Genomic DNA, 15,431 nt, shown 5'->3' with positions numbered 1-15,431 from the left:
GGCGGCGTGCCCGCGGCGGCGCGCGGCCAGCCGCCGGCGGCTGGCCAGCCGTGCCAGCCGGCCGCCCTGGCGCGGCAGGGCGGCGACGACCTCGTTGGTGATCCCCATCCGGGCGACCGTCAGCTCGCCGCCGCCGATCGTCCGGAAGAGTGCCTCGGACTCGCGGTTGCCGGAGAGCATCGACCCGGTCAGCTCGTCGACGCCGCGCTCGACGGCGAGGTCGGCGAGCGCGATCGCCAGGGCGCTGCCCAGGCCCTTGCCCTGCAGCGCGTCGGTGACGACGAACGCGGCCTCGGCGCTGCCGGGGCGCTCGCGGTCGCGGATCCAGCGGGCGACCCCGAGGATCACCTCGGGCCGCCGCGGGTCGACGGCGATCACCGCGACGTGGTCGACGAAGTCGATCTGCGTCAGGTAGCGGACGTCGCGCCCGCTGAGCGCCGGCTTCGGGCTCAGGAAGCGGTTGCGGACCGTGTCCTCGGACAGCATCCGGTGCGCCCGCCGCAGCAGCGGCGCGTCCTCGGGCGCGATCCGCCGCAGCAGCACGGTCGATCCGTCGTGAAGGGACAGGAGCACGCCTCCGAGGGTTCCAGCGGTGAAACGGTTTGGCGGTGGCCGCCGTCACACGAGCCGCCGGAACCCGGGTGGCATCGGTCACAGATGGTTTGGCGGCCCCGAGAACGACGAAGCGCCCGCCGTGCGATCGCACGACGGGCGCGTCGCCCACGGAGGCTGCGGGTCAGCCGCGCTGGTCGATCGGCACGTAGTCGCGCGTGCGATCGCCGGTGTAGATCTGCCGCGGACGGGCGATCTTCTGCTCCTTGTCCTGGACCATCTCCAGCCACTGGGCGACCCAGCCGGGCGTGCGGCCGATGGCGAACAGGACGGTGAACATCTCGACCGGCAGGCCGAGGGCCTCGTAGATCAGGCCCGAGTAGAAGTCGACGTTCGGGTAGAGCTTGCGCTTGGTGAAGTACTCGTCCTCGAGTGCGATCTTCTCCAGCTCCTGGGCGACGGCCAGCAGCGGGTTGGTCGTCCCGGTCGCCTCGAAGACGTCGTCGACGGCCTTCTTGATGATCTTGGCGCGCGGGTCGAAGTTCTTGTAGACCCGGTGGCCGAAGCCCATCAGCCGCTCGTTGCCGGCCTTGACGCCCTCGATGAACCCGGGGACGTTCTCGACCGAGCCGATCCGCTGGAGCATCTCCAGCACGCTCTGGTTGGCGCCGCCGTGGAGCGGGCCGTAGAGCGCGCCGACGCCGGCGGCGACGGCGGAGTACGGATCGACCTGCGACGAGCCGACCGAGCGCACGGCCGAGGTCGAGCAGTTCTGCTCGTGGTCGGCGTGCAGGATCAGCAGGACGTCGAGCGCCTTGGCGATCCGCGGGTCGGCCTGGTACTTCAGCTCGGCGATCTTGAACAGCATGCCGAGGAAGTTCTCGGCGTAGTTCAGGTCGTTGTCCGGGTACACGTAGGGCATGCCCTTGGCGTGCCGGAAGGCGAACGCCGCCAGCGTCGGGACCTTGGCGATCAGGCGGACGATCTGCTCGTAGCGGACCTGCTCGTCGTGGATCTCCTTGGCCTCCGGGTAGAAGGTCGACAGCGCGGCCACCGACGCCTGCAGCATCCCCATCGGATGGGCGTCGTAGCGGAAGCCCTCCACGAACGACTTGACGTTCTCGTGGACGAAGGTGTGGGTGGTGATCGCGTGCGTCCAGCGGTCCAGCTGCTCCCGGTTGGGCAGCTCGCCGAAGATCAGCAGGTACGCGACCTCGAGGAACGTCGCCTGCTCGGCGAGCTGCTCGATCGGGTAGCCCCGGTACTCGAGGATCCCCTTGTCGCCGTCGATGAAGGTGATCGCCGACCGGCACGACGCCGTGTTCGTATAGGCCGGGTCGTAGGTCATGAGGCCGAAGTCCTCATCGTCGACCTTGATCTGGCGCAGGTCCATCGCCCGGACGGTGCCGTCGGTGATGGGGACCTCGTAGCTCTTCCCCGTGCGGTTGTCGACGACGGTCAGCGACGCCTGCGCCGTGGCTACCGACGTCGTGCCTGCCGACTCCTGGGTCTCGCTCATGGGGCTCCTCGTTCGTTCCCTCCGCGTGCGTGGCGCAGTCTATGAGGTTGCGGCTCGCGTCTCCTTGTGACCGGGCGATACGTGCGCGTCGGCGTTCGCGACCCCGGTCAGCGACGGCTCGGCCAGCGGGTCGCGAGCACTCGCGAGTCGCCCCGCGCTCGGGTACCTTCCCGCCCGTGCTTCCCGCTGCCACCGACCGGATCCTGGCCCTGCCCGACGACGCCCTGGTGCTCGACGTCGGCGGCTGGGCCGCGCCGTTCAACCGCGCCGACTGGGTGATCGACGCGATGCCGTTCCCGACGCGCGGCAAGATGGGCTTCTCCTACGGCGGCGATCGCGAGCGGTTCGGCGCCGACACCTGGGTCGTGCAGGACATCTGCGCCCGCGAGCCGTGGCCGTTCGCGGACGACCAGTTCGACCTGGTGATGTGCGTGACCACGCTCGAGGACCTGCGCGACCCGATCTGGGTCCTGCAGGAGATGAGCCGGGTCGCGAAGGCCGGGTACCTGGAGGTCCCGTCGATCCTCGGCGAGCTGGTCTGGCGGCTCCCGGGCGAGGGCCCCTACGTCGGCAACCGCCACCACCACTGGTTCTGCCGGATCGAGGGCGCCGGGCCGGCGGTCGACGGCGTCGCCGACGCCGGTGACGGAGCCTCGATCACCTTCATCCACAAGCAGCACTCGGTGCACAACGACCGGACCGTCCGGGTGACGCCGTCGATGGCCCGCGAGCTGGCGGTCCACGAGTACCTCCAGGGGCTCTTCTGGACGGGCGACCTGCCGGCGTCCGAGCAGCTGCTGATCGGCGAGACGCTCCACGAGGAGCTGCGCGCGACGGTCGCCGCGCGCTTCCCGCCGACCGCCGCCGAGCGCGGCCTGCGACGCGCCGAGGGCGCGCTGATCGGCCGTGGCGAGCGGGTGCTGACGCCGCTGCGGCGCGCCGTCGGCGATCACCTGCGGCAGGCCCGCGGCGGGCAGCTGCCGGCCGTGCCCGAGATGCTCGACCGCCACGTCCGCTCGGGCTTGGGCAAGCCGCGCGACGAGTAGCGGGCGTCGAGGCCGGCCGCGGGCAGCGCGGCGCGGCGGCGCGATGATGGCGGACTTGCACTCTCCGGTTACAGCACTGTAATTTTGTCGCGTCGCCGCTCGGTGGGCGTTGGGGCGCCCGCCGGCGACGGAGGAGGGGGACGATGGACAGCCACGATCGGCAGCGGCCGCACGCCGCCCACCACCAGCACGCCGTTCGGGCGCCGGCGTGACGCCGGCGCGCCTGATCTCGGCGGTCGCCCTGGCGGCGGCGATCGCCGTCGCCGCGGTCGTCCTGCTCGGCGGCGGGAGCTCGCCGACCTACCGGGTCGTGCTGCCGAACGCCGGCCAGCTGGTCGACGGCAACGAGGTCCAGGTCGGCGGCCGGCGGGTCGGGCTGGTGTCCGAGATCGGCCTGACCGACGACCTCCGCGCGGTCGTCCGGATCCGCGTCGACGACGAGGACCTGCTGCCGCTGCACGAGGGCACGACCGCGGCCGTCCGCGCCGTCTCGATGTCGGGGATCGCCAATCGGGTGGTCGCGATCAGCCCCGGCCCGAACTCCAACGACCCGCTCGACGACGGGGCCACGCTGGCGGTCGAGGACACGACCCCGGCGGTCGACCTCGACCAGCTGTTCGACGCTTTCGACCCCAGGACCCGCCAGGGCTTCCAGCGGCTCTTCCGCGGCGGCTCGCGGGCGATGGCCGGTCGCGAGCGCGACGCCAACCGCTCGCTCCACTACCTGCCGACGATGCTCCAGAGCAGCGGCCGGCTGTTCGACGACCTGGCCAAGGACCAGCAGACCCTCGATCGGTTCCTGGTCGGCGGGTCGCAGGTCGTCGGGGCGCTCGCCCAGGAGCGGGGCAGCCTGACCGGCGCGGTCAGCCATACCCGCGCGACGATGGCGGCGCTGGCCGACGAGGGCGTCGCCCTCGAGCGGGCGCTCGACCGGCTGCCCGGCAGCCTCGGGCGCGCGTCGAGCACCTTCGCCGACGTCCGCCGGACGCTCGACCGGCTCGATCCGCTGGTCGCCGCGTCGAAGCCCGCCGCCGCCAGGACGCCGGCGCTGCTGCGCGACCTGCGGCCGATGGCGGCCGCGCTCGTGCCGACGATCCGCGACGCCCGCGCGCTCGCCCGCCGCCCGGGACCGGGCAACGACCTCGTCGAGCTGCTGCGCGCGACCCCGGAGCTGGCCGACGTCGCGACCCCGGCCCTGCGCAACGCCCGCCGGTCGTCGGCCGCGTCGCGCCCGGTCGCGGCGTTCATCCGCCCCTACGCGCCGGAGCTCGTCGGCTGGGCCCGCACGTTCAGCGCCGGCACCGCCAGCTACGACGCCAACGGCCACGTCGCGCGGACCCAGGGGATCTTCAACGGCAACACGGTCACCGACTCGAAGCTGCTGGGCAACAGCCTCCGCCAGCTGCTCGGCCTGACCAACCCGCTGACGGGGCTCTACTCGGACGACAACCGCGCCGTCCGCCGCTGCCCGGGAGCGAACGCCCAGCCGCTGGCCGACCGCTCGAACCCCTTCCGCGACGGCGACGGCACGCTCGACTGCGACCCGAAGCTGGTGCTGCCGGGACGATGAGGCGCCCGCTCGCCCTGATCGCCGTCGTCGTCGCGCTGGTCGCGACGGCCGTGGTCCTGTCGTCGTCGTCCGACGGGCGCGCCGACGACGGCTACCGCGTTCGCGCGACTTTCCACAACGCCTTCGCGGTCGTGGCCGACGTCGACGTCCGGGTCGCCGGCGCCCGCGTCGGGTCGGTCGAGTCGGTCGACATCGACGGCCGGGGCCGCGCGGTGCTGGTGCTGCGGATCGACGATCCGGGGTTCCAGGCGTTCCGGACCGACGCCGAGTGCTCGATCCTGCCGCAGTCGATCATCGGCGAGCGCTACGTCGACTGCCGCCCGACCCAGGCGCGGGCGCCGGACAGCCCGGCGCCGCCGCTGCTGCGCGCCGTCCAGGTCGACGGCGGTCCCCAGCACCTGCTGCCGATCGAGCGGACCGCGCGACCGATCGACCTCGACCTGGTCGGCAACATGTGGCGCGAGCCGCAGCGGGCGCGGCTGGCCGTGATCCTCAACGAGCTCGGCGCCGGCGTCGCGGCGCGCGGCGAGGACCTCGACGTCGCCCTCCGCGCCGCGCTGCCGGGCCTGCGCGACAGCAACCGCGTGCTGCGGGTGCTGAACGGGCAGACGCGGGCGCTGCGCCAGATGGTCACCGACGGCGAGCGGGCGCTGCAGCCGGTCGCCCGCTCGCGCCGGCAGCTGGTCGGCTTCCTGCGGCGGTCGGCCGACCTCCAGGAGGCGGTGCTCGAGCGGCGCGGCGACCTCGACGAGAACCTGCGGCTGCTGCCGGCGACGCTGCGCCAGCTCACGCCGGCGATGCAGGACCTGCGTCGGATGAGCGACCGCACGACGCCGACGGTCGCGCGCCTGCGCGGCGCGGCCCCGTCCGTCACCCGGCTGCTGCGGTCGATGCGCGGCTACGCGCGGACCGCCCCGGAGCCGCTGCGGCGACTGGGGGCCGTCTCCGATCGCGCCCGCCGCGCGCTGGTCGAGGCCGATCCGGTGGTCGTGCGGCTGGAGCGGCTGACCGCCAAGGCCGGGCCGGTGCTGCGGGCCGCGCGGGCGCTGGCCGAGTCGATGCGGACCTCGGGCGGCAGCAAGCGGCTGCTCGACTACTCCTTCTACCAGGGGATGGCGATCAACGGCTTCGACGACGCCGGCCACTACCTGCGGGCGCTGGCAGTGCTGACGCGCTGCTCCTCCTACGCCGAGGCGCCGGTCGCCGGCTGCGCGACCGGGACCGTCGAGCCGGGCACGCCGCAGACGACGCCGCCCGGGACCGTGCGGACCGCGGCCGAGGCGCTCGGGCCGAGGGCGACGCTCGCCGACCGGCTGACGGCGCGGGTGCTCGACGGGACCCCGCCGGAGCAGCTACTGCGGGGCGCGTCGCGCGATCCCCGGCTGCGGGCGCTGCGCGAGCGCGTGCGGGCGGCCCGGGCCGCGGGCGGGAGCGCGCGATGAGGGTCCGTCGCTCGTCGCTCGCCGCCAGCCCGGTGCTGATCGGCGCCGCCGCGGTGCTGGTCGCGATCGTCGCCGTCGTGTTGGCCTACAACGCCAACACCGGCCTGCCGTTCGTCAGGACCTACGACATCCAGGTCGAGCTGCGCGACGGCCAGCGGATGATGCCCGGCAACGACGTCCGGCTCGGCGGGGCGCGGATCGGGACGGTGACCGCGGTGACGCCCGAGGTCCGCCGCGACGGCCGCGTCGTCGCGGTCGCGTCGCTGCAGCTCGATCGGACCGCCGAGCCGCTGCCGGTCGACACCACCGTCCTGATCCGCCCGCGCTCGGCGCTCGGCCTGAAGTTCGTCGAGCTGACGCGTGGCCGCTCGCCGCGGACGGTCCGGCCCGGAGGCCGGCTGCCGCTGCGCCAGGCGGTCGAGGAGCCGGTCGACCTCGACCAGCTGGCCTCGGTCTACGACGCCCGTACCCGGGCCGCCTTCCAGCGCGGGATCGTGGAGTTCGGCAACGGGCTGGCCGGCCGCGGCGGCGACCTCAACCGCTTCGTCGCCGTCCTGCCCGAGGCGATGGAGCGGCTGTCGCCGGCGATGGCCAACCTCGCCGACCCGCGCAGCGAGCTGGGACCGACGTTGCGGGCGCTGGCGCGGACCGCCGGCGAGGTCGCCCCGGTCGCCGAGATCCAGGGCTCGCTGCTGCGCCACCTCGACGCGACCTTCACCGCGCTGGCCGCCGTCGCCCGCCCGCACTTCCAGGAGCTGCTGCGGACCGGGGTCCCGGCCCAGCGCTCGATCCAGCGCGAGCTGCCGGTCGCGCGGCCCTTCCTGCGCCGCAGCGGCCGGCTGATGGCCAGGCTCGAGCCGGGGATCGCGGCGCTCGAGCGGGCCGCGCCGCCGCTGGCGTCGGCGCTGACCCGCGGGGTCGGGACCAACCGCCGGCTGCCGCGGCTGCTCGGTCCGCTCGACGAGACGACCGCGGCGATCCAGCGCGTCGCCGACGACCCGCTGGTGCCACGCGCGCTGGCGGCCGCGGAGCGCACCGTGCAGCGGTTCGGGGTCCTGCTCGACGCGCTCGGGCCGACCCAGACCCGCTGCAACTACATCGCGCTCTTCGGGCGCAACGCCAGCTCGGTGATCGCCGAGGGCAACCAGTGGGGGACCTGGCAGCGCGCCGGCCTGATCCTGACCCCGATCTGGATGGCGCCGCGCGCCGACCCCGGCCCGCAGCTGCACCACAACGCGACGCCGCACACCGGTCAGCCGGGCTCCGGCGGCGAGTGCGAGGCCGGCAACGAGGGCTACCGCCCCGGCCAGGTGATCGGCAACGTCCCGGGCATCCAGCGGACCGACAGCCGGCCGATGATCACCGGGGGCGCGAAGTGAGCCGCCGCGCGCTGTCGGCGCCGCCGCGATCGCCGGTCCTGGCCGGGATCGTCGTGATCGTGCTGGCCGCGATCGCGGTCGTCGCGATCATGCTCAAGGACAGCCTGCCCGGCAGCACGCCGCAGCGGCTGAGCGCGGTCGTCGAGGACCTCGCGTCGTTGAAGCCCGGCGCTCCGGTGCGGGTCGCGGGCGTCACGGTCGGCAAGGTCGTCGCGGTCGACGGCGGGCCCGGCCGGACGTCGATCGTGCGGATGGAGCTGGACGACCCGGCGCCGCCGGTCCGTCGCGACGCCGAGCTGAAGATCCGGCCGCGGATCTTCCTCGAGGGCAACTTCCTGGTCGACCTGCACCCGGGGACCCCGGGCCAGCCGGCGATGCCGCAGGACGGCACGATCCCGATCTCGGGCACGACCGTCGCGGTCCAGGTCGACAAGGTCGTCGGCAGCTTCCCGACCGCGACCCGCCGGCGGCTGCAGGAGACGATCCAGGGCTTCGGCAACGGGATCTCCAGCGACGCGACGGTGCTGGCGATGCGGAGCGCGATCAGCGACTCGCCGACCGCCCTGCGAACCGGCGCGCTGCTGGCCGAGGCGACCCGCGGCGAGCGGCCCGGCGACCTGACCGGGCTGGTCCGCTCGGTCGCGGCCCTCTCCGACGCGCTGGTGCCGCACGTCGTCCAGCTGCGCGGCGCCGTCCGCGGCCTCGACCGGACGATGGGCGCGTTCGCCGGCGAGCGGGTCGCGCTGCGGGCGGCGGTCCGGCAGCTGCCCGCCACGCTCGAGCGCAGCGACGGGCTGACCCGGGCGATGGCCGGCGCGCTGCCCGGCGTGCGCCAGATCGCCGACGAGCTGCTGCCGGGCGTCCGCGCCACGCCGGCCACGATCGACGCCGCCCGGCCGTGGGTGGCGTCGGCCCGGGTCCTCGCCGGGCGCCCGGCGCTCGGCGGCTGGGTCCGCGAGATGCGCGCCGCGGTCCCCGACCTGATCCGCTTCGCCGACGACGGCGTCGAGTCGCTGCCCGGCGTCGACGAGATCGCCAAGTGCGTCGCCGACGTGATCGTGCCGGCCGGCAACGTCGAGATCCGCGACGGCCGCTTCTCGCTCGGCGTCGAGAACTTCAAGGGCTTCTGGTACGGGATCTCGGGCGCCGCGGGCGAGTCGCAGAACTTCACCGGCAGCGGCAACTACTCGCGGGTCGCGATCGGCCTCGGCCCGTCGCTGCTGCAGTTCGGCGCCGACGGCACGCTCGGCCAGCTGGCGCCCGGCGCGACCGACGCCGCCGTCGGGGTCCGCCCCGTGCGCCCGGCCCGCCGTCCGCCGTACCGCGACGACGTGCGCTGCTCGACCCAGCCGGTCCCCGACCCCAACAGCGCCGAGTCGGTCCGGGGGGTCGAGTGATGCGACGGGTGCTGCGAGCGCACGGGGCGACGGTCGCCGTGATCGCCGGGCTACTGGCGCTGTCGCTGGTGGTGACCGGGTACATCCTGGTCAACCAGCGGGTCGCGCTGCCCGGCTGGCTGCCCGGCGGCGCCGATCCCTACCGGACCTTCAGCGTCGAGCTGTCGACCGCGCAGGCCGTCACGCCGGGGCAGGGGCAGCAGGTGCTGATCTCCGGAGTCGACGTCGGCGACATCACCGACGTCCGGCTGGAGCGGGGGATCGCGGTCGCCGAGATCCGGGTGAAGGAGCGTCACGCGCGGCTCCTGCGCGAGGACGCCACGGCGCTGCTGCGGCCCAAGAGCGGGCTCTACGACATGAGCATCGAGCTGCAGCCGGGCAGCCGCGGCGCCCGGCCGGCGCCGGCAGGCTTCCGGATCCCGGACGCGCGGACGGCGTCGAACGTCCACCTCGACGAGGTCCTGGCGTCGCTCGACGGCGACACCCGGCTGGCCCTCCAGCTGCTGGTCGACGGGCTCGGGCGCGGGCTGCGCCCCGACGGCCGCGCGCTGGCCCGCACGCTCCAGCAGCTCTCGCCGCTGGCCCGCAACATGCGGGCGATCGGCACGGCGATGGAGGACCGCCAGCGCCAGGTCCGACGGGCGGTCACGGTCGTGAAGCGCGTGACCGAGGCGCTGGCCGAGAACCGCGGCGACGTCGTCCGGGCGGTCCGCTCCAGCGACGGGGTGCTGGGGACGATGGGCCGGCGCGACGGCGAGCTGCGGGCGGCCCTCCGCGAGCTGCCGGCGACCCTGACGGCGACCGACGCAGCGCTCGGGTCCGGCACCCGCCTGGCGCAGGAGCTGCGGCCGGCGACCCGCGCGCTGTCGCCGGTCGCCCGCGAGCTGGAGCCGACCCTGCGCGCGTCGCGGCCGTTCCTGCGCGCCACCGAGCCGGTCCTGCGCCGGCAGCTGCTCCCGTTCGCCCGCCAGACCCGGCTGCCGACCCGCCGCCTGCGCGGCTTCGCCGAGCGCACCCACGAGGTCCACGGCGACAGCGACGCGGTCAGCGAGGAGACCCAGCGGCTGCTGAACATGATCGCCTACGACCCGCCGGGCAAGGAGCGGGGCTTCCTCTTCTACCAGCTGTGGGTCAACCAGAACCTGCCCTGGGTCTACAGCACCAAGGACGCCCACGGGCCGATCCGCCGCACGCGGCTGAACGTCTCCTGCTCCTCGCTGGCGACCCTCAGCCAGCTGGCCGAGGTCAACCCGTCGGTCGCGTTCCTCGGCAACGTGCTGGACCAGCTCGGCCGGACGAGCGCCTGCCCGCCCCCGACCCGCGAGGGCGAGGACGCCACCGGCGGTCCGCTGCCGAAGGACCGTCGCGGCGACGGCCGCGCCGCCCGGCGATCGGCAGCCGCGGCCGCGAGCGGGGTGCGCCCGTGAACGTCCGGTCGCCGTCGCCGTTCCGGATCGCCGTGATGGTGGCGTTCGCGCTCAGCTGCTTCGGCCTGCTGCTCTACCTGTGGACGGCCTTCGGCGGTCCGACGCCGCTGCGACCGGAGGGCTACCGGGTCCACGTCCGCTTCGCCGAGGGGGCGCAGCTGGCGACCGAGTCCGACGTCCGGATCTCGGGCGTCTCGGTCGGCAAGGTCAAGCGGCTCGAGCCGGACCGGCGCAGCGGCCGTACCGAGACGGTGCTGGAGATCGAGCCGCGGTTCGCGCCGCTGCCGGCCGACGTCCGCGCGACGCTGCGGGCCAAGACGCTGCTGGGCGAGACCTACGTCGAGCTGAGCGGCGGCACGCGACGCGGGCGGCTGCTGCCCGACGGCGGCCGGATCGCGATCGCGAGGGTCCGTCCGACGGTCGAGTTCGACGAGCTGCTGCGGACCTTCGACCGCGACACCCGCGAGCACCTCGGCCGCTGGACCCGCAGCGGCGCGAGCGCGCTCGACGGGCGCGGCGCCGACCTCTCGGCCGCGCTCGGCGTCGTCTCGCCGTTCGCCGACGACCTGACCGCGCTGATGCGCGTCCTGGACCAGCAGCAGCAGGCCGTCCGCGGCCTCGTCCGCGACGGCGGTCGCGCGTTCGGCGCGCTCAGCGAGCGCCGCGGCGAGCTGGCGGGGCTGATCACCGACGGCGACCGCCTGATGGAGATCACCGATCGCCGATCGAGCGCGGTCCAGGCCGCGGTCCGGTCGCTGCCGCCGTTCCAGCGCGAGGTCCGGCGGACGGCGGACCGGCTCGGGCGCTTCTCCCGCGACACCGATCCGCTGGTCCGGCAGATGATGCCGGTGGCGGCCGAGCTGACCCCCACGCTGCGCGACCTGGAGCGGCTCTCCCCGGACCTCGACGCGCTGTTCGCCTCGCTCGACCCGGTGATCGAGGAGTCGCGGCGCGGGCTGCCGGCGCTGACCCGCGTCGTCGACGAGCTGCGGCCGTGGATCGCCGGCGTCGAGCCGCTGCTGCGCGAGGTCAACCCGACGCTGGAGTTCCTCGGCCGCTACACGGACGAGCTGCGCGGCTTCTACGCCAACCCGGCGTCGGCGACCCACCCGACCGCCAAGGGCGCCGGCGGCCGCCGCTTCCACTACCTGCGCCAGACTCTGCCGCTGAACCCCGAGAGCCTGGCGGTCTGGCCGACGCGCCTGTCGACCAACCGCGGCAACGCCTACGGCAACCCCGGCTGGGCCAAGGACCCGCGGCGGATGACGGTGCTCGACGACCGTCCCTGCAGCAGCGGCGCGCGGCCGGGGGCGGCGCTGGCCGGGTTGCTGGGGACGCTGATCGGGGTCAACGCCGGCAAGGAGGCACCGCCCTGCCGCGTCCAGCAGCCGCAGACCTTCCAGGGGCGGCGGAACGGCTTCCCGCAGGTCCATCGCGACCCGCCGGCCTCGCTCGACGGGGGCCGCTGAGGCCCGCCGCCGGCGTGGCTGTCGTCGGCGTACAGGCGGCTGTCGCCTGGCCCGCCCGGCTTGTGCCCAAACCCCATCCCGCGACCGATTCCCGCGAGGTAGCGTCGCGCCATGGCCGAGATCGACCGCAGCAGCATCGACGCCGTCCTCGCCGAGGCGGTGACCAACGGGGCCCACGTCGGGGGCGTGGCGATCGCCGCCAACGCCGACGGGATCCTCTACGAGGGGGCGTTCGGAGCCCTGACGGCGGGTGGCGAGGCGACCGACGCGACGACGCTGTTCCGGATCGCCTCGATGACCAAGGCGCTGACCAGCACCGCGGTCCTGCAGCTGGTCGAGCGCGGCGCGCTCGACCTGGACGCCACGGTCGCATCGATCGTGCCGGCCTTCGGCGAGCTGCAGGTGCTCGAGGGCTTCGACGGCGAGACCCCGGTCCTGCGCCCGCCGGCCAGCCAGGCGACCGTGCGCCAGCTGCTCAACCACACCTCCGGCCTGGGCTACAGCTTCCTCAACGAGAAGCTCGCGCGCTACCACGAGCTGACCGGCACGCCCGAGGCCCTGGCGTTCGAACCGTCGCTGCTGACGGTCCCGCTGGTGCACGATCCCGGAACGACCTGGGAGTACGGCACCAGCACCGACTGGGCCGGCCAGGTCGTCGAGGCCGTCAGCGGCCAGCGGCTCGACGCCTACCTGGCCGAGCACCTCTTCGGCCCGCTCGGGATGGCCAGCACCACGTTCGCGCCCGACGACGCGGCCGTCGCGCGGCTGATGCCGATGCACTCCCGGGTCGAGGACGGCAGCCTGCAGCCGAACGGCCTCGAGCTCCCGCGCGAGCCGCAGCTGATCAGCGGCGGGGGCGGGAGCTACTCGACGGCCGGCGACTACGCGCGCTTCATGCGGGCGCTGCTGCGCGGCGGCGAGCTGGACGGGGTCCGGATCCTCGAGCCGGCGTCGGTCGATCTGCTGTTCACGCCGTCGCTCGGCGACGTCGCGCTGCCCGAGGTGATCCGCTCGACGAACCCGGTGCTGGCCAACGACATCCCGTCGCTGCCGCTGCCGCAGGACTGGGGCCTGGGCCTGCACCTGCTGCTGGCGGACGTCCCCGGCCTGCGCCGCGCCGGCACCGGCGACTGGGCGGGCCTGACCAACTGCTACTACTGGATCGACCGCGCCAGCGGCGTCTGCGGCGCGGTCCTGACCCAGGCGTTCCCGTTCTTCGACCAGCCGATCGTCGGGACCGCGCTCGGGTTCGAGGCGGCGCTGTACGCGCAGGTCGGGGCGCCGGCGGCGGCCTGAGGAGCGGCAAGGGGCCGTCGCGCCGGGCGGGCGACGGCCTAGCCGGCGACGGTCCCGGCGGCTGCGACGCACAGCCGCGCGACCTCGTCGGCGATCTCGTCGAGCGGCACCCGGTCGACGTCCTGGATCCAGTCGCCGATCGCGTGGAGGGTGCCGGCCACGATCACGGTCGTGGCCAGGCGCAGCCGCACCGCGTCGATCGCGTCCGGGTCGCCGAGGTCGAGGATCTGGGCCGAGAGCAGCTCGACGGTCAGGGCGACGAGCTGCTCCTGGCGGTCGCGGATCAGCTCGCTGCCGAGCGTGTCGCGCATCGCCCGGGCCTTCCGCGGGTCGTCGGTCAGCACGTGGACCGCGGCGGCGATCGCCGCCCGCGAGACGGCGAACAGGTCGCGCGGCGCGGCGGCCAGCGCGGCCGTGATCGCCGCCACGACCTCGTCGGCGACCTCGTCGGTCATCGCCCGGATCAGCGCGTCGCGATCGCGGAAGCTCTCGTAGAAGTAGCGCTCGGTGAGGCCGGCGCGGGCGCAGACCGCGGTCATCGTCAGCCCCGCGAGGCCGACGTCGCCGATCACGTCGAGGGCGGCGTCGAGCAGCTGCGCCCGTCGCTGGGCACGGCGCTCGTCGGCGCTGATCCCGCGGTAGGGGCGAACGACCGGAGGCACGCCGTCCATCTTGACAGGCAGTCCTGTCGACTTCTATGTTCTGACAGGGCACCCTGTCAGAGAGGCACGGAGGCAGCAGATGCGCACACCAGCTCCGGAGCGGCCGCTCGACCTGCCGCGGATGGCCAGCGAGGCGGTCGCCGAGCTGCGGCGACGCGCGCCGCTGCCCCCGGGCGAGACGAGCGTCAGCCTGCGTCGGACGATGGCCTGGCAGCGCGATCCGCTCGGTCGCTCGCTCGAGGCCTACGCCCGCTACGGCCCGATCTACACCCACCGGGTCCTGCACCGTCCGGTGGTGGCGATGATCGGCCCGGAGGCGAACCACTTCGTGACCGTCTCGGGGGCCGAGCACTTCAGCTGGCGTCGCGGGATGTTCGGCGAGGAGCTAATCCCGCTGCTCGGCGACGGCCTGATCACGACCGACGGCGAGTACCACGACCGGGCGCGGGCGATCGCGATGCCGGCCTTCCACCGACGACGGATGGACGACGCCGTCGCGGTGATGGTCGACGAGGCGCAGCGGGCCGTCGAGCGGCTGCCGGTGGGGGGGACCGCCGATCTGTACGGGTGGGCCCGCGACCTGTCGATGAGCATCTCGATGCGGGCGCTGCTGGGCATCGACCCGCACGACGGCGACCGCGGGCACGCCTTCGCCGAGGCGTTCGAGCGCGCCCTGGCCTACCTCGACAGTCCGATCTGGAGCATGCCCCTGCGCGGTCCGGGAACGCCGTGGGCGCGGCTGCAGCGGGCGCGGCGCCGGCTCGACGCGATGCTCTACGAGGAGATCGTCCGCCGTCGCCGCGAGGCGCGCGACGGTGGCGACATCCTCAGCATGCTGCTGGCCGCGCGCGACGAGGAGGGCGCCGGCTTCACCGATCGCGAGCTGCGCGACCAGGTCTGCACGATGCTCTTCGGCGGTCACGACACCTCGTCGTCGACGTTGAGCTTCCTGCTCTACGAACTGGCCCGCAACCCCGACGCCCTGGCCCGGGTCCGCGAGGAGGAGCAGCGCGTCCTGGCGGGCGCGGATCCCGGGGTCGACCAGCTGGCGCACGAGCTGCCCGAGCTGGAGATGGCCTTCGACGAGACCCTGCGGCTCTACCCGCCGGTCTGGTTCGGGCCGCGGCTGTCGGTCAGCGAGTTCGAGTTCGCCGGCTACCGGGTCCCGGCCGGAACCCACGTCACCTACTCCGCGTGGGTCAGTCACCGCCTGCCGGACGTGTTCCCGGACCCGGACGCCTTCCGTCCCGAGCGATTCGCGCCCGAGGCGCGCAAGGCGATCCCCAAGGGCGCCTACATGCCGTTCGGCGGCGGCCGGCGGATCTGCGTCGGCAAGCGTTTCGGCCACCTCGTCGTCAAGTCGGTGGCGACCGTCCTGCTGCGCCAGCGCGACTTGGCGCTGCCGGCCGGCCACCGGCTCCAGATCGACAAGACCCCGACCCTGAGCCCGCGCGGCGGCCTGCCGATGATCGTCGGGGCCGGTGGCTGAGGCATGGGTCGCGGTGGGTGGGTGGGGCGGCGAGCTGGTGGCTCGGTGTTGGCGCTGGCTGGCTGGTGGGTGTGCGGGGCGGTAGCGGCTCGGCGTTGGCCGGGGCCAACTGGTGGCCGGTGGTGGCTCGGCGGGCTGGTGGCTCGGCGTTGGCCGGGCTGACTGGTCGGTTGGCGGTGGCTC

General features: G+C 74.5%; 12 protein-coding genes. 9 read left to right on the top strand and 3 right to left on the bottom strand.

The window, feature by feature from the left end; all coding sequences use genetic code 11:
• The coding region (locus PAI11_RS18395; RefSeq protein WP_040600917.1) for a GNAT family N-acetyltransferase at positions 1–573 on the bottom strand (573 nt) is incomplete at its 3' end.
• A 163-nt stretch (positions 574–736) separates the two neighbouring features.
• A complete protein-coding gene (locus PAI11_RS18390; protein WP_007577587.1) occupies positions 737–2,071 on the bottom strand; it encodes a citrate synthase in 1,335 nt (444 codons plus the stop codon).
• A 176-nt stretch (positions 2,072–2,247) separates the two neighbouring features.
• On the opposite strand from PAI11_RS18390, the gene PAI11_RS18385 reads away from it, so the two are divergent.
• The 8 genes from PAI11_RS18385 (at position 2,248) to PAI11_RS18350 (ending at position 13,097) form a co-directional block, all read left to right on the top strand.
• Entirely contained in the window at positions 2,248–3,117 is an 870-nt protein-coding gene (locus PAI11_RS18385) for a class I SAM-dependent methyltransferase (protein ID WP_007577586.1), read from the top strand.
• A gap of 208 nt (positions 3,118–3,325) precedes the next feature.
• Positions 3,326–4,687, top strand: coding sequence for an MlaD family protein (locus PAI11_RS18380; protein ID WP_007577585.1), 1,362 nt, complete (start codon positions 3,326–3,328; stop codon positions 4,685–4,687).
• The gene (locus PAI11_RS18375) at positions 4,684–6,129 is read left to right on the top strand and encodes an MlaD family protein (RefSeq protein WP_007577584.1); all 1,446 of its coding nucleotides are present in this window, start codon (positions 4,684–4,686) and stop codon (positions 6,127–6,129) included. Before PAI11_RS18380 ends, PAI11_RS18375 begins: the two co-directional genes overlap by 4 nt.
• Entirely contained in the window at positions 6,126–7,508 is a 1,383-nt protein-coding gene (locus tag PAI11_RS18370; RefSeq protein ID WP_081488523.1) for an MlaD family protein, read from the top strand. Before PAI11_RS18375 ends, PAI11_RS18370 begins: the two co-directional genes overlap by 4 nt.
• Complete coding sequence (locus PAI11_RS18365; protein ID WP_040600915.1) at positions 7,505–8,905, top strand: MlaD family protein; 1,401 nt, start codon at positions 7,505–7,507, stop codon at positions 8,903–8,905. Before PAI11_RS18370 ends, PAI11_RS18365 begins: the two co-directional genes overlap by 4 nt.
• Positions 8,905–10,332: an MlaD family protein gene (locus tag PAI11_RS18360; protein ID WP_040600914.1), complete on the top strand. Its 1,428-nt coding sequence runs from the start codon at positions 8,905–8,907 to the stop codon at positions 10,330–10,332. The genes PAI11_RS18365 and PAI11_RS18360 overlap by 1 nt, the downstream gene beginning before the upstream one ends.
• Positions 10,329–11,801, top strand: coding sequence for an MlaD family protein (locus PAI11_RS18355; RefSeq protein WP_007577582.1), 1,473 nt, complete (start codon positions 10,329–10,331; stop codon positions 11,799–11,801). Before PAI11_RS18360 ends, PAI11_RS18355 begins: the two co-directional genes overlap by 4 nt.
• Positions 11,802–11,912: 111 nt before the next feature.
• On the top strand, positions 11,913–13,097 hold the full coding sequence (locus PAI11_RS18350; RefSeq protein ID WP_007577581.1) for a serine hydrolase domain-containing protein: 1,185 nt from the start codon (positions 11,913–11,915) through the stop codon (positions 13,095–13,097).
• A 38-nt stretch (positions 13,098–13,135) separates the two neighbouring features.
• Here the strand turns inward: PAI11_RS18350 and PAI11_RS18345 are convergent, their stop codons facing one another.
• Complete coding sequence (locus PAI11_RS18345; protein WP_007577580.1) at positions 13,136–13,759, bottom strand: TetR/AcrR family transcriptional regulator; 624 nt, start codon at positions 13,757–13,759, stop codon at positions 13,136–13,138.
• 79 nt (positions 13,760–13,838) lie between these two features.
• Between PAI11_RS18345 and PAI11_RS18340 the strand changes: the two genes are divergently transcribed.
• Positions 13,839–15,248 carry a cytochrome P450 gene (locus PAI11_RS18340; RefSeq protein WP_007577579.1) on the top strand — a complete coding sequence of 470 codons (1,410 nt, stop codon included), beginning with the start codon at positions 13,839–13,841 and terminating at the stop codon, positions 15,246–15,248.
• Positions 15,249–15,431 lie beyond the last annotated feature (183 nt).

This window comes from Patulibacter medicamentivorans, from assembly GCF_000240225.1.
Classification (GTDB): domain Bacteria; phylum Actinomycetota; class Thermoleophilia; order Solirubrobacterales; family Solirubrobacteraceae; genus Patulibacter; species Patulibacter medicamentivorans.
The sequence above is the reverse complement of the archived record's forward strand: the minus strand, read 5'-3'. Positions and strand labels throughout refer to the sequence as shown.

Coding starts and splice junctions, on each gene's coding strand:
- PAI11_RS18390 (WP_007577587.1), bottom strand. CDS start 2,071: ATGAGCGAGACCCAGGAGTCGGCAGGCACGACGTCGGTAGCCACGGCG.
- PAI11_RS18360 (WP_040600914.1), top strand. CDS start 8,905: ATGCGACGGGTGCTGCGAGCGCACGGGGCGACGGTCGCCGTGATCGCC.
- PAI11_RS18375 (WP_007577584.1), top strand. CDS start 4,684: ATGAGGCGCCCGCTCGCCCTGATCGCCGTCGTCGTCGCGCTGGTCGCG.
- PAI11_RS18340 (WP_007577579.1), top strand. CDS start 13,839: ATGCGCACACCAGCTCCGGAGCGGCCGCTCGACCTGCCGCGGATGGCC.
- PAI11_RS18350 (WP_007577581.1), top strand. CDS start 11,913: ATGGCCGAGATCGACCGCAGCAGCATCGACGCCGTCCTCGCCGAGGCG.
- PAI11_RS18370 (WP_081488523.1), top strand. CDS start 6,126: ATGAGGGTCCGTCGCTCGTCGCTCGCCGCCAGCCCGGTGCTGATCGGC.